Origin of the sequence: Prochlorococcus sp. MIT 0801 (assembly GCF_000757865.1) — a bacterium.
In the GTDB taxonomy this organism is placed as follows: Bacteria; Cyanobacteriota; Cyanobacteriia; order PCC-6307; family Cyanobiaceae; genus Prochlorococcus_B.
On the sequence record NZ_CP007754.1, the window covers coordinates 181,693 to 195,838 of the forward strand.

At 36.0% G+C, this 14,146-nt stretch carries 14 protein-coding genes; 8 read left to right on the plus strand and 6 right to left on the minus strand.

The genetic code is table 11. From position 1 onward, the window contains the following. Positions 1 to 287: 287 nt before the first annotated feature. The gene (locus tag EW15_RS00935) at positions 288 to 1,085 is read left to right on the plus strand and encodes a response regulator transcription factor (RefSeq protein ID WP_038650821.1); all 798 of its coding nucleotides are present in this window, start codon (positions 288 to 290) and stop codon (positions 1,083 to 1,085) included. Here EW15_RS00935 and EW15_RS00940 read toward each other — a convergent pair. Genes EW15_RS00940 through EW15_RS00950 form a run of 3 tightly spaced genes read right to left on the minus strand, consistent with a single transcriptional unit; the run spans position 1,082 to position 5,005 of the window. Next, complete coding sequence (locus EW15_RS00940) at positions 1,082 to 2,041, minus strand: DNA polymerase III subunit delta' (RefSeq protein WP_038650824.1); 960 nt, start codon at positions 2,039 to 2,041, stop codon at positions 1,082 to 1,084. The two genes, EW15_RS00935 and EW15_RS00940, sit on opposite strands and share 4 nt — an antisense overlap. Before the next feature lies 1 nt (position 2,042). Continuing rightward, positions 2,043 to 2,678 carry a dTMP kinase gene (gene tmk, locus EW15_RS00945; protein WP_038650827.1) on the minus strand — a complete coding sequence of 212 codons (636 nt, stop codon included), beginning with the start codon at positions 2,676 to 2,678 and terminating at the stop codon, positions 2,043 to 2,045. Then, positions 2,675 to 5,005, minus strand: coding sequence for a cation-translocating P-type ATPase (locus tag EW15_RS00950; RefSeq protein WP_038650830.1), 2,331 nt, complete (start codon positions 5,003 to 5,005; stop codon positions 2,675 to 2,677). The genes tmk and EW15_RS00950 overlap by 4 nt, the downstream gene beginning before the upstream one ends. Before the next feature lie 161 nt (positions 5,006 to 5,166). On the opposite strand from EW15_RS00950, the gene EW15_RS00955 reads away from it, so the two are divergent. After that, the gene (locus EW15_RS00955) at positions 5,167 to 5,688 is read left to right on the plus strand and encodes a photosystem I assembly protein Ycf3 (RefSeq protein WP_011822992.1); all 522 of its coding nucleotides are present in this window, start codon (positions 5,167 to 5,169) and stop codon (positions 5,686 to 5,688) included. Positions 5,689 to 5,704: 16 nt separating this feature from the next. Here the strand turns inward: EW15_RS00955 and radA are convergent, their stop codons facing one another. Then, the gene (gene radA / locus EW15_RS00960; protein ID WP_038650835.1) at positions 5,705 to 7,084 is read right to left on the minus strand and encodes a DNA repair protein RadA; all 1,380 of its coding nucleotides are present in this window, start codon (positions 7,082 to 7,084) and stop codon (positions 5,705 to 5,707) included. A 107-nt stretch (positions 7,085 to 7,191) separates the two neighbouring features. Between radA and rpaB the strand changes: the two genes are divergently transcribed. From rpaB to EW15_RS00985, 5 genes are read left to right on the plus strand one after another with little or no spacing between them, the layout of a single operon-like run. Beyond that, the gene (gene rpaB, locus EW15_RS00965; protein WP_011294133.1) at positions 7,192 to 7,938 is read left to right on the plus strand and encodes a response regulator transcription factor RpaB; all 747 of its coding nucleotides are present in this window, start codon (positions 7,192 to 7,194) and stop codon (positions 7,936 to 7,938) included. A 4-nt stretch (positions 7,939 to 7,942) separates the two neighbouring features. Further along, complete coding sequence (gene plsX, locus EW15_RS00970; protein WP_038650840.1) at positions 7,943 to 9,268, plus strand: phosphate acyltransferase PlsX; 1,326 nt, start codon at positions 7,943 to 7,945, stop codon at positions 9,266 to 9,268. A gap of 49 nt (positions 9,269 to 9,317) precedes the next feature. After that, positions 9,318 to 10,334 carry a beta-ketoacyl-ACP synthase III gene (locus EW15_RS00975; RefSeq protein ID WP_038650844.1) on the plus strand — a complete coding sequence of 339 codons (1,017 nt, stop codon included), beginning with the start codon at positions 9,318 to 9,320 and terminating at the stop codon, positions 10,332 to 10,334. A gap of 27 nt (positions 10,335 to 10,361) precedes the next feature. After that, entirely contained in the window at positions 10,362 to 11,258 is an 897-nt protein-coding gene (gene fabD, locus EW15_RS00980) for an ACP S-malonyltransferase (RefSeq protein ID WP_038650847.1), read from the plus strand. Positions 11,259 to 11,260: 2 nt separating this feature from the next. Next, positions 11,261 to 11,941: a 1-acyl-sn-glycerol-3-phosphate acyltransferase gene (locus EW15_RS00985; RefSeq protein WP_052041223.1), complete on the plus strand. Its 681-nt coding sequence runs from the start codon at positions 11,261 to 11,263 to the stop codon at positions 11,939 to 11,941. Positions 11,942 to 11,989: 48 nt separating this feature from the next. Here EW15_RS00985 and tsaB read toward each other — a convergent pair whose 3' ends face one another. Next, positions 11,990 to 12,652: a tRNA (adenosine(37)-N6)-threonylcarbamoyltransferase complex dimerization subunit type 1 TsaB gene (tsaB, locus tag EW15_RS00990; RefSeq protein WP_038650850.1), complete on the minus strand. Its 663-nt coding sequence runs from the start codon at positions 12,650 to 12,652 to the stop codon at positions 11,990 to 11,992. Positions 12,653 to 12,669: 17 nt separating this feature from the next. After that, positions 12,670 to 12,921, minus strand: coding sequence for a Ycf34 family protein (locus EW15_RS00995; RefSeq protein ID WP_038650853.1), 252 nt, complete (start codon positions 12,919 to 12,921; stop codon positions 12,670 to 12,672). Between the two features lie 29 nt (positions 12,922 to 12,950). Between EW15_RS00995 and EW15_RS01000 the strand changes: the two genes are divergently transcribed. Beyond that, complete coding sequence (locus EW15_RS01000) at positions 12,951 to 14,144, plus strand: CCA tRNA nucleotidyltransferase (protein WP_038650856.1); 1,194 nt, start codon at positions 12,951 to 12,953, stop codon at positions 14,142 to 14,144. The last annotated feature ends 2 nt before the right edge of the window (positions 14,145 to 14,146 follow it).

Consider the following 14,146-nt stretch of genomic DNA (forward strand, 5'->3'; position numbering starts at 1 on the left):
TTCTTTATCTTTAATTTAAAATTTTTTATAGAATTTTTTTAGATTTTTTATGAAAGTTTTGAGAATTCCTTAACAGTAAAGCCTTGGAATCGGAAGACTTTCTAAAGACAGTGCAATGACTTTTCGCCTTTTCAGGGATAAAAAACCAGTGATACTAGTTATAGTTGCTGATTAACCTATGGAAAACCAAGTTTGTCGAATTCTGCAATAAAAACAAAATTTTGAGAGAATCATATGAATCTTGAGTAGTCGCAACTGCGGGTACTTTTTAATTTGGGCAATTATTAATGAAGCCTTGCATTTTACTCATTGAAGACGACCAAGACATGAGAGATCTGGTTGCAGGGCATCTTGAGCACACTGGTTTTGATGTCCAAAAAGCTGAGGACGGAATCAAGGGTCAAGCTCTCGCTTTGCAATACGCTCCTGATTTAATTCTTCTTGATTTGATGCTTCCTAAAGTTGATGGTTTAACTCTTTGTCAGCGTTTAAGAAGAGATGAGAGAACATCCGCAATACCTATTCTTATGATTACAGCTTTAGGTGGAATCAAAGACAAAGTTACGGGTTTTAATTCTGGTGCAGATGATTACATCACAAAACCATTTGAACTCGAGGAATTACAAGTAAGGATAAAGGCGTTATTAAGAAGAACTAATCGAGCACCATTAGGAAGTAATAATCAGCAAGAAATACTCAATTACGGCCCTCTTACACTTGTTCCTGAAAGATTTGAGGCGATATGGTTCGAATCTCCAGTTCGTTTGACTCATTTAGAATTTGAATTGCTCCATTGTTTAATGCAAAGGCATGGTCAGACAGTTGCCCCTTCATTAATCCTAAAAGAAGTGTGGGGTTACGAGCCTGACGATGATATTGAGACTATTAGAGTCCATGTAAGACATTTAAGAACCAAGCTTGAACCTGACCCAAGAAAACCAAAATTCATCAAAACTGTTTATGGTGCTGGATATTGCTTGGAGTTACCAACAGGGGAAAAAATAAGGGAAATTCAACCATTAATAACTCAGGCGAGAGAAAATAACTCTTTAAAAAATAATAAGGATGAAAGAGTGATTGCTTAATCAAGCAAATTTATTTCTAATAAAGTTACTTCCCAAGCAAGTCTAGGTTGAACAAATTTCAATAATTGTTTTCTCAGTTCTTCAAGTTGTATGACAATACTGGAATTTTTTTCTTTTATCCAAGCCCTATTTTGTTGAAAATCAATAAGCCATAGTTGTTGCTCTATGTCAAGTTCATCAGTGATTTCCTTGGCTAATTTCAATAACTCAATTGGATTATTTAATTTGATTTCTAACTTTTGTCTTAATGGAGTTGAAAAGGATAACCAAAATTGAAGATTTACGATACTGCGTCCAGGAGATCCATATGAAAAATTGATTAATTCTCTAATTTTGTCACTAGGAATATCATCTGTTTTTTGAACAACTTCTGATTTCTCAATAATTTTCTTTAATTGATAATCATCCAGGCGTATAAATGGAACTATTTGACATCTGGATCTAATGGTTGATAATAATTTCTCTGGTCTTTGAGTGATAAGAATAAATAATCCTTTATATGTCTCTTCAAGAGTTTTTAATAATGCATTTGATGCAGATTCATTTATTCTTTCAATATCTTCAATTATTACTATGCTTCTTTCTGATTCAAATGGCTTTTTCCCTAGAAATTCTATTATTTCTTTAATTTGATTTAGTCTTATTTGCGGAGGCGACTTCATATTGATACCATCTAACCTTGCTTTTGTCTGAGAAATACTTTGACCTTGGACTATGTAAGATGGCTCGACCCATAATAAGTCAGGATGATTATTACTATTTATTCTTCTTTTTGTACTTTCTTTTTCTTGATTTTTGTCAAGAATAGCTTTGATGAATATTTTAGCAGTTTTTTTTCTTCCAACTCCCTCTGGACCAGAAAATAAATAAGCTTGAGAAATATGTTCTTTTGAAATAGCAGATTTTAAAATTTTAATTGCTAACTCTTGCCCATATATATTTTTAAAATCGTCCATTTTATTTGTCTTTTATTAATTTCTTGATCTCAGATTTAATCTCGGACATGATAATTTCTTTAGAGTTAATAGCAGATATTTTTTTCCAGTTACTGTCCTCGGACAATGCTTGAAAGCCTAGAGAAACATTTGATAAAAACTCTCTACCTTCTTTTTCTATGCGATCATCTTTTCTATTTATTCTTCTTCTTATACTTTCTTCAATAGGTATGTCTAATAGAAATGTAATATCTGGAGCAATGCCCTGTGTGGATATGGCTTCGAGATCTTTAATTAAATTGATATCTAACTTCCTTCCATAACCTTGATACGCAAGTGTTGATCCACAAAATCTATCGCTTATTAACCAATCCCCTCTATCCAAAGTTGGGCGAATAATTTCATTTATATGTTGTGATCTATCTGCGGCATAAAGCAAAAGCTCAGTAATAGAATCTGGACTTTTTTCTATAGAAGTATCTAGTAGAAGCGATCTTATTGATTTTCCTAATTTAGTTCCTCCTGGCTCTCTAGTGATAACTAATTTATTGTTTTCAGGTATGAGGTTGGTACTAATAAGCCATTTGGATAATTGATTGATTTGAGTAGTTTTGCCTGAGCCATCAATACCTTCAAAAACAATAAACTTTCCTTTCATTTTGACTTCAAAGATAAAGCATTAAGTACAACACTTATAGAGCTCAAAGCCATAAGTAAAGCCGCTAAGGGAGGAGATAGTAATAAGCCAGAAGACGGTAAAAGTAATCCTGCAGCAATTGGTAAAGCAATTAAGTTGTATCCAAATGCCCATGCAAGGTTTTGTTTTATTTTGAGCATTGCTTGCTTGGATAGATTTAAAGCATTTGGAAGAGATTCCAAGTTTTCTCCAAGTAGAACAAGATCAGCAGAATCTTGAGCGATTTGAGTTCCGGTTCCTATCGCTACTCCCAAGTCTGCAGCGGCAAGAGCTGGAGCATCATTAATTCCATCACCGATCATCGCGACTAAACCATTATTCTTTAATAAGTTCAACTTATTAAGCTTGTCTGAGGGTAACATTTGCCATCTAATTTGATTTGCACTAAATCCCAATTTTTCCCCTATAGATAAAACGGCTGAATCTCTATCACCACTAAACAAACTTAATGAAAAACCTCTTGAGCGTAATTTATTAATTGAAAGAAAAGCATCTTTTCTTATTTGGTCTTCAATCAAGAAAAAACCTAATAATTTTTTATCCAAAGCAACTGCAACTATAGATTGAGCTTTTGTTTTTGAAAGCTTGAAATTATTTTCAATCATTTCATTCCATTCAATTCCTTCGCTTTTGATCCATTCCGGAGTGCCGACTCTTATGAGTCCTTCTAAATTATTAAGTTTGCCAGCTAAGCCTTTACCTGGATACGTGGATGACCTTGACACTTTTTCTAGTTTGATTTCTTTTTTATGTGCTTCTTGAATAATTGCTTGGGCCAGCGGATGCCGACTTTCTTGTTCAATGCTTGCCGCCAATTTGAGCATGAAATTTCTTTCTGACTCCTTGTTATTCCAGTAGCCAACAACTAAAGGCCTTCCAATCGTGAGAGTACCTGTTTTATCAAAAATAATTTGACTTATTTTTGATGCCATTTCTATGACATCTCCACCCTTGAACAGCCATCCTCGTTTAGCAGCTTCCCCAGAGGCAACTGTTATTACCGTTGGCGTGGCAAGTCCTAGTGCACATGGACAGGCCACAACTAAAACAGCTATTGACAATTGAAACGAGAGTCCAATAGGTGTTTGAGATATATTCATTAAATGATCATGCAAGTTATGGCTATGCATGAAACCTGTATTAGATACTTCTAAAACTTCTGGCCATATCCTCGTCCCTATTTTCCACCAAAAAAGAAAAGTTATTAAAGCAAGAGTTGTTACCCCATAGCAGAACATACCTGCCACCTGGTCTGCTAATCCCTGAATTGGTGCTTTTCTAGATTGGGCTTCTTCAACTAAACTTATTATTTTAGCTATTGCCGTTTCAGCTCCAATTCTTTGAACTTCTAAAGTAATTGTTGACTCTAAATTTAGGCTGCCTGAGGGCAGCTCGACCCCTGGTGTTGCTTCTAGCGGTAAAGACTCGCCAGTTAAACTAGATATATCTATTGCCGAATTTCCTTTTATAACTAAGCCATCTACTGGGATTCTATCCCCAGCTAATAATTGAATTTTTTCTCCTGGTCTTAGAGCACCTATTCTAATTTCACGAATTTCGTCATTGTCTAAGATTAGATTGGCTGTTTCGGGTTGTAATTTTGCTAATTGTTTTAACGCTGTGCCAGTGTTGACTCGTGCTCTTTCCTCTAAAAAACGTCCCAATAGAACAAATCCAAGCAGCATAACCGGTTCATTGAAAAAACATGGCCAGCCAACTGTCGGCCAAATTAAAGCAATTATGCTTGCTATGTAAGCACTCATCACACCAAGACTAACTAAGGTATCCATAGTCGGCGTAAGCATGATTGCGGACTTTAGTCCTGCTCTTAGGATCGCTTTACCCGGTCCAAATAAAGCAAATGTTGCAAGTGCAGCATGAAAAGGTAATGAACCAATAAGTGGAAAAGATATTTGTTGACCCTCTACTAAATGTCCCAACCCTGAAAGGATTAATAATGAAATAGCAATTATTAGTTGTCGCCATTTATTCCATAAATTTTGATTTTCGTTTCTCTCTAACTCTGTATCTTTTAAAATTGTTTGATTAGGTCTTTCCCTGGATGGAAAACCCTTGGAGGTAAGAGTTTGTATTACATCGTAAAGGGGATTATTAGGATCTTTAATTTCTAAAAAAGCCGTTTTTGTAACTAAATTAACGCTTGCACTATTTATGTTTGGGTGGTTTTTAAGTATTTTTTCAACTGCCTGTACGCAACTTCCGCATTTCATTCCATCTACATCCAGCAGAATTGTATTTTTGCTTTGGGCAATCTTTTTGTTGCTCAAGGGAATATAAATTTTGGATACCTATTCTAAATTTAATAAATAAAAAGCATGTTGCATTTATTTAATAATTTATTAATACAAAAAAATTAGTTTCATTATTTCTATACATTTTTTTTATTTTCAGGCAGGATAGAATTGTATGTATTGATATTTGTTCAATCGTGCCTAGAAGTCAAAACAAAGACAATTTTCTTGATAAGGCCTTCACGAAGATGGCTGAGGGAATAGTGAAAGTGATGCCAATCGACTCCAAAGAAAAAGAAGCCTATCTTTATTACAGAAAAGGTTTGGCAGCTCAAAATGATGGAGATTACTCAGAGGCTCTGGAGTATTACGAAGAGAGCTTAAAACTTGAGGACAATCAAGTTGATAGAGGAGAGACATTAAAAAACATGGCAATAATTTATATGAGTAATGGAGATGAAGAGAGAGCTCTAAATACATATAAAAAAGCTTTGGGACAAAATCCCAAACAGCCATCTTGCTTAAAAAATATGGGATTAATCTATGAAAAAAGAGGAAGAATGGCTCAAAGAAATGGTAATCAAGATGAGTGTGATATCTGGTTCGATCAAGCAGCTGAAGTTTGGAGTAAAGCTGTTCGTTTATACCCTGGAGGATATTTAGATATAGAAAATTGGCTGAAGACTACTGGCAGAGGAAATGTTGATGTTTATTTATAAGTCATTAAAACGTGGATTAACTATTATCTAAAGCATAGATTAAAGCTTGATTAATATTCGAAGCTTTTAATATTTTTAATTTTTGATTCGTTTCAAACTCACTCGTATCTATTCCTTCTGGGATAATTAATGTGTGATATCCAAGTCTTATAACTTCATTAATTCGTTGTTGCATTTGTCTTACTAATCTTAATTGACCAGCTAAACCTATTTCTCCTATAAAAACTACACCTTCCTCAAGTTCAATATCTTTATAGCTTGAAACTATTGCAGCAGCTATTCCTAAATCAGCACCAGGTTCTTCGACTTCTAATCCCCCAGCTACAGCTAAATAACAGTCATATCTTGAGAGTGAAAGATTCATATTTTTTTCTAGAACTGCCAAGATTTGATGAAGCCTGTTTATCTCAATACCAGTTGTGGTTCTTCTTGGACTTGCATAACTCGTGGGATTTAACAGTGCTTGTATATCGATGGCTAATGGTCTTGTTCCCTCACAAGTAACAATTGTTGAAATTCCAGGTGCAGAGGTTTTGCTTAAAAATAATTCACTTGGATTAGGTACCTCCGATAATCCATCTGCTTGCATTTCAAATACTCCAAGCTCAGAAGTGGCACCAAAGCGATTTTTCACCCCTCTTAGAAGTCTGTGAGAAGCGAATCGATCTCCCTCAAAAGTAAGTACTGCATCCACAAGATGCTCAAGAACTTTTGGTCCGGCTAACATTCCATCCTTCGTTACGTGCCCGATGATCAAAAGAGAAATGTTTTGTCGCTTAGCAATTTGCTGCAAAGCTGCTGAACATTCTCTCACTTGGGCTACTGAGCCCGGTGAACTTGATAAATTTTGATCATGCAAAGCTTGAATACTATCAATCACTGCAACGTCAGGTTTTAAATGATCAAGCTCTTTAATAACTAGCTCTAGATCTGTTTCTGAGAGTAAATGAAGATTGGACTCAGAATCCTCAATTCGATTCCATCTAAGTTTTACTTGTTGAGCAGATTCTTCAGCAGCCACATAAAGGACTGATCTTTGACGAGCCATTTCAGTCGCACTTTGCAAAATGAGAGTGCTTTTCCCAATACCTGGATCTCCCCCAATTAGTACAAGTGATCCAGGCACTAAGCCACCTCCAAGTACCCTGTCTAATTCCTCATATCCACTTGAAATGCGTTCAATAAGTTGGTTTTTTGTTTGGCTTATTAGTTCTGAACGATAGGGAGATTTTTCCTTAGAAGAATTAATCTTTGTGTAAAAAGATTTATCTGATTTTTGATTAATTTTTTCCTCTATTATTGAGTTCCATTCTCCACAATTGTTGCAGCGGCCAAAGAATTGCCTGGTTTGTGCACCGCAACTTTGACAGACATAAATAGAGACAGAACGAGACACTTATTTGTAAAAAGGAAGTTGGCTGTAGTTGAATAAAGATAGTGATCTTTAAATGTTGGTGAACCTTCGCTTAAGATCTTGTCGCAGCCGCCAAAGCTAAGGAACAAATGACGGCCACAAGTCCCTCAAAGGAAACCATCCTCGTAGCTGATGATGAGGCAAGTATTAGGAGGATCCTAGAAACTCGCCTATCCATGATTGGCTATCAGGTAGTGACTGCTTGTGATGGAAATGAGGCTTTAGATCTTTTCAGGAATTGTGAGCCTGATTTGGTTGTACTAGATGTCATGATGCCTAAATTAGACGGATATGGAGTTTGCCAGGAACTAAGAAAGGAATCAGATGTTCCAATAGTCATGCTGACAGCCTTGGGAGATGTTGCAGATAGAATTACTGGTCTAGAGCTAGGTGCTGATGATTATGTTGTTAAACCATTTAGCCCAAAAGAATTAGAAGCTAGGATTAGATGTGTATTAAGAAGAGTAGAGAAAGAACAAATAGCAGGACTACCTAATTCAGGTGTCATTGCAGTTATGAATTTAAAGATTGATACAAATAAGCGTCAGGTTTATAGAAACGATGAACGAATTCGATTAACAGGTATGGAATTTAGTCTTTTAGAATTGTTGGTTAGTCGTTCAGGAGAACCTTTTAGTCGAGGTGAAATTCTTAAAGAAGTGTGGGGATATACACCTGAAAGACATGTTGATACGAGAGTAGTGGATGTTCATATTTCTAGACTTAGATCAAAACTTGAAGATGATCCTGCAAATCCAGAACTGATACTTACTGCAAGAGGAACAGGTTATCTTTTTCAAAGAATTGTTGACTCTATGATTCCTGAAGGATCATAAATAAGTGGAAAAAAATCACCTAAATAATAAAACAAATCGTTCTAAAGCAATTAGACGATTGGTGATTTGGTATCGCCGAAACTCAGCTGTAACAAGCCTTGTTGACACTGCAACAAGCTCAGCTACAGCAGCAAGTAATGTGGCAGGAACAGTTGTTTCTAATGCTGGTTCCGTTGTTACGAATGCTGGATCAATTGCTAGAAGTACATTAGAACCATTTGTGTTTGATCCCCTTAGAAGGCTCCAAGGTGGAGAAAGTACGGATGAGAAAAATGCAATTCAAGATTCCCAAAGAATTTGGGTCGCTGTCGATGGAATGGGAGGAGATTATGCACCTGGAGCAATTCTTGATGGATGTTTGAAATCTTTGTCTCTACTTCCTTTGAAAATTAAATTTGTAGGTGAAATTGAGAAAGTAGAAAAAGCAGCGATTGAATTTGGCTTAAAAGAATCTCTAGACAAAGCGATTGAAGATGGAAAATTTCAATTAATTTCTAGTGGTCTCTCCGTTGGCATGGATGAAGAAGCCACTGCAGTGCGTAAAAAAAAGGATGCGAGCATAAATATTGCAATGAAATTGGTTAGAGAAGGAAAAGCGATGGGTGTCTATTCCGCTGGGAACTCTGGAGCAATGATGGCCTCAGCTATTTTTAAATTGGGACGTTTAAAAGGAATTGATCGTCCAGCAATTGGAGCATTATTCCCAACTAAAGACCCTGGCCAACCTGTATTGGTTTTAGATGTTGGAGCAAATATGGATTGCAAACCAACCTATTTGCATCAATTTGCCCTTCTTGGAAATATATACAGTCGAGATGTTTTGCAGGTAGACAAGCCAAGAATAGGATTATTAAATATTGGCGAAGAATCTTGTAAGGGTAATGATCTGTCTCTAGCAACTTACAAACTTTTAAACGAGGAAGAACGTTTTTGCTTTTCTGGAAATTGTGAAGGGCGAGATGTTTTATCAGGCGATTTTGATGTTGTGGTTTGTGATGGATTTACAGGAAACATTTTGCTTAAATTTTTAGAATCAGTAGGAAGCGTACTTTTGGGAGTTTTAAGAGCTGAGTTGCCGAGAGGAAGAAGAGGCAAAGTTGGTTCTGCTTTTTTAAGAAATAATTTAAAACGAATAAAGAAACGCCTAGATCATGCAGAACATGGTGGGGCTTTGCTTTTAGGAATTAATGGAATTTGTGTTATTGGTCACGGAGGAAGTAAAGCTTTATCTGTTTTAAGTGCTTTAAGAGTTGTGCATTCAGCGGCAAGTCATGGAGTAATGGATGATTTAGCGGATTTGAATAAACCAGAAGTCTTAAGCTCTGATTAGAACTGTCCTACTATGTGATTGACTTATGAAATGAGAGCTTTTTTTAGATTTGATTAGCAATTCTCAATGGGACTCAGGAATATCTTTTGTGGGGTGCGGAAGCGCTACCCCACAAAAGGTAATTAGTAATGATCAACTTGGTCAGAGAGTGGATACTAATGATCAGTGGATTCAAAGTCGAACTGGTATTAGCGAAAGAAGGATTATTGGAGATCATGAGTCTTTGATTGAGTTAGCTACTGATGCAGCACTGAATGCCGTTGAAATGGCTAATTGGGATGTGAAAACTATCGATTTGATAATTCTTGCAACATCGACTCCAGAAGATTTATTTGGCTCGGCCCCTAAAATTCAATCAAATTTGGGAGCTTCCAATGCATTCGCTTTTGATTTAACTGCTGCTTGTAGTGGTTTTTTATTTGCTTTGGTAACTGCCTCACAATATTTAGCTTCTGGATCTATTAAAAGAGCTGTTGTGATTGGAGCAGACCAATTATCAAAATGGGTAGATTGGGATGATAGAAAGACGTGTGTTTTGTTTGGAGATGGCGCAGGAGCAGTAGCTCTTGAGAATTCTGGTGATGAAAGTGGTTTGATTGGATACGATTTGAAGTCAGATGGAAGTAAAGGAGGTTGCTTAAACCTTGCTCAATCAAATATTTTTTTAGATTTAGTTAAAGGAGCTACTCATCAAAAAGGTGAATATTTGCCAATCAAAATGGAGGGAAAGGAGGTTTATAAGTTTGCAGTTAAAGAAGTTCCAATCATTCTTGGAGAAATCTTAGAAAAATATCAAATTAAGTCTGAGAATATAGATTGGCTCTTATTGCACCAAGCTAATCAAAGAATTCTTGATGCTGTAGCCTCAAGATTTTCAATACCATCCGAAAAAGTGCTTTCAAATTTGAAATATTATGGGAATACCTCAGCAGCAACGATTCCATTGATGCTTGATGAGGCAGTTAGAGATCATAGGATTAAATTCGGAGACTTAATAGCATGTAGTGGATTTGGTGCTGGCTTGAGTTGGGGAGCCGCTTTGTTTTATTGGCATGGTCCCCATTAAGCTGTTTAACAATTAATCTAGAAAATCATGACTATCGCCTGGGTCTTTCCTGGACAAGGCTCTCAAAAATTAGGAATGGCAAATTCCTTACTAGATTTGCCTGGTTCGAGAGATAGATTTGAATTGGCATCTCAAATTCTTGGAAGAGATCTTTGGAAAATCTGTTGTGGCGAGGGTATCCCTAACGAAGAAATATATGATTTAAACGATACTAGAAATACTCAACCTGCACTTTTTGTTGTTGAGTCACTATTGGTTGATGATTTAAAAAGACAAGAAAGGGAGACTCAACTAATTGCAGGGCACAGTCTTGGAGAGATAGTTGGTCTTTATTCAGCAGATGTTTTAGATGCGAAGACGGCTTTATTGTTATTAAAGAAAAGATCTGAATTGATGGCAGTTGCCGGAGGAGGAGCAATGATTGCTGTTTTGGGCTTTGATCGAAATGAATTAGATGATTTGATTAGAGAAACTGAGGGAGCTGCAATAGCCAATGACAATAGTGAATCTCAAGTTGTTTTATCTGGTTCTCCAGAGGCAGTAAGGAAAGTGGCTGATAATTTAAAATGTAAAAGAGCAATCCCTTTAAAAGTTTCAGGTGCTTTTCACTCCAAATTTATGACTGAAGCATCTCAAAGTTTTGCTGAAGAACTTGATCAAGTAACTTTTCAAGATGCTCAAATTCCAGTTCTTAGCAATGTGGATCCAACTCCAACCCTAAATGGTGACATATTGAAGGATCGCCTCAAAAAACAAATGTCTACTGGAGTTAGGTGGCGAGAGACTATGCATAAAATGCAAAAAGAGGGAATAACGACATTGGTCGAGATTGGACCTGGAAATGTTCTTAGTGGTCTTGCTAAACGATCAATGAAAGGTGTATTGACAAGTCAAATATCAAATTCAAGTGATTTGGGTTATTGATTTTGGAACAATTTAGAGTTGTGAAGGGAGTTGAAAAAATCCATAAAAATAGACCTAGACAAAGTTTAGTTTATGGATGCGTCAGTTATTTTTTCGCTTTTCCGATCTTTCGCTTTTTGTTTAGAGGTAAAACATTAGGGATTTCGAATTTACCCAAAACAGGTGGAGTTGTTGTTGTTTCTAATCATGGTTCTCATCTGGACCCCCCGATTTTGGGTCATGCTTTAGGTAGACCGGTGGCTTTCATGGCAAAATCTGAACTTTTCAAGGTGCCCATATTGTCATTCATAATTTCTGGTTGCGGGGCCTATCCAGTTAAGAGAGGAGCTGGAGATAGAGAGGCAATTAGAAATGCATCTAATCGATTAAGCGAAGGTTGGGCTACAGGTGTGTTTTTGGATGGAACCAGACAAAAAAATGGGAGAGTTAATGATCCTAAACCAGGAGCTGCTCTCCTGGCAGCGAGGACAGGATCCCCTATCCTTCCTGTGGCAATAGTTAATAGTCACAGAGCTTTCCCTAAAGGATCTCTTCTGCCCCGACTTGTATCTATTCACTTAAGAGTTGGTGAATTAATTCCCCCTCCTGAAACAAAGAAAAGAGAAGATTTAATATCAACAACTAAAGAAATTCAAATATCTATAAATTCAATGTTGGATGAAGGCCTAATACAGAATATCTGAAATTAAGTGATCTCTAAAAGATTAGAAAATATTGGGACTTATGAATTTTTATTTTTGATTATCGGTTGGCGAAGTTGGATAGATGGGTAAGATTGTTTTCCAATTAGAATCAAAGTTTGATTTCTGACAATATTCAGAAAAATTGATCAATGAAATAATATCTTTTTCTATATTATTTGAAGGCTTAATAAATGGATTTATTAGTTTTTCATTGCTTATCAATTGTGGAGGAATTATTTCATTAAATTCATAGAAATCTGACTCTTGGTCAATTTTAATGAATTCATATTTACCAGCTACAATGCCTCTTCGTGGCAAAATATCTTTTATCCAAAATGGACTAGAAATTTGATCTTGATCAAGATATTTGTAAAGTCTTGGAGCCATTAAATGAAAGGAACTCATCGAATCGAGGGAACAATCAATTTGCTGAGCAATTGTTCTAGCCATTGAGATAGTTAATCTTGTGCTGGTATAACTTCCAGGCCCTTTTGCTACTGAAATTCGAATTATTTGCTTCCAAAATTTCCTAGGAAGAATTGTTTCTATACAATTAAATAATTTATTGGATAATGCTCGTCCAATATTGAATACAGCGCTTTTTATTATTTTTTCTTTATTCTCTATATCCTTAACTGCAATCCCAAAAGACTCTGATGTGCTATGTAAGGCTAATAAATATTTTGATTTTGAGGTGTAGAAATTTTGCAATTAATTTGATATAAGTATTATTTTGGAATTTCTTCTCCTGGACGGAGCCTGCTCCATTTTCCCTGATCTGGTTGAAAACTATCGCATCCTCTAACATCCCATTCGATTCCTATTTCATTCTCAGGCATATCAAAAATATTGATGTGAATTTTTGGATTATTTCCCTGAAAATCTGGATCTTCAGAAAGATGCCTGACCCCATGATTTTCCTCAACTGTGTAGTAGGTCTTACAACTATCTACCCAAGCACAATCAACACAAATGCACATAACTGTTCAGATGAAATCTTGGTGTCATTTTGATAATTAAACACACTTTACTATCAAATGATCTTTATGGAGATCTAAACCAAAAAGATTGGCCAATATCCATAGATGATTTGCCTCCTGAAAGTGCTCTGGTCGGAGGTTCTGTTAGAGATTCATTGCTGAACAAATTGAGTCCAAAACCTGATTTGGATTTTGTTATTCCAATAAATGCTATTAAGTTCAGCGAGAATTTATCTAAAAAGATTAATGCCACTTTTATAAAGCTAGATGAAAAGAGAGATATTGCTCGATTAGTGATTAATGGATGGACTCTAGATTTTGCTCGACAAGTAGGAGAGAATCTTAAAGATGATTTATTAAGAAGAGATTTTCGAATAAATGCAATAGCTATAAAGCTCAAAGAAAAGCCAGAAATTTATGACCCGATGGGGGGAATGGATGATTTAAAAAGTAAGAAAATTGTTGCGATAAGCAAGAAGAACTTGCTTGATGATCCTTTGAGGCTTCTTAGGGGTTTCAGATTAATGTGTGAATTAGATTTTGAGTTAGAAGAAAAAACTAAAGGGTTCCTAAAAAATAATGTAGAAAAATTAAATAATGTTGCACCTGAGAGGATAAAAATGGAAATCTTGAAAATTGTTCATTCAAAATGGAATTCCTCAGTTTGGCAAACATATTCAGAACTGCAATTATTGAAAAATTGGAATGACTATAATCTTGACTATACTGAGCTAAAAAGAAAAGATATTGCCTCAAAAAATCCACTATTTGGAAGTTTTTTTGCAAAGTTAATCTTTTTACTCAGTGATGAGGGCTTGTCCAGATTGACGTTTAGTAAAAATGAAATTAAAAGATGCAAGAACTTGAGGCTTTGGGTTCAAAAAATTAATAATTTAGATTTAGATGATTTTTCCGAAGATCAAAGATTTCAACTTCACGTTGATTTGGAAGAGGATTTGCCTTCTTTCATCCTTTTTTTGAAACAAATACATGCAGACCCTTGGCTGGAACGCTGGAAAGACCCCTCTGACCCCCTCTTTCACCCTTCTTCCCCCCTTGACGGCCATGTGCTTCAAAAAATATTTCGACTCCCCCCTGGCCCGCTCTTGGGAGATCTCATTAGACATCTTTCTAAGGAAAAAGCTTATGGAAGGTTCTTCACTGACAGCGAGGCTTTGGAGGTCGCTCGTAAATGGACCCTAGAGAATTCACCCTTTTTGTGATT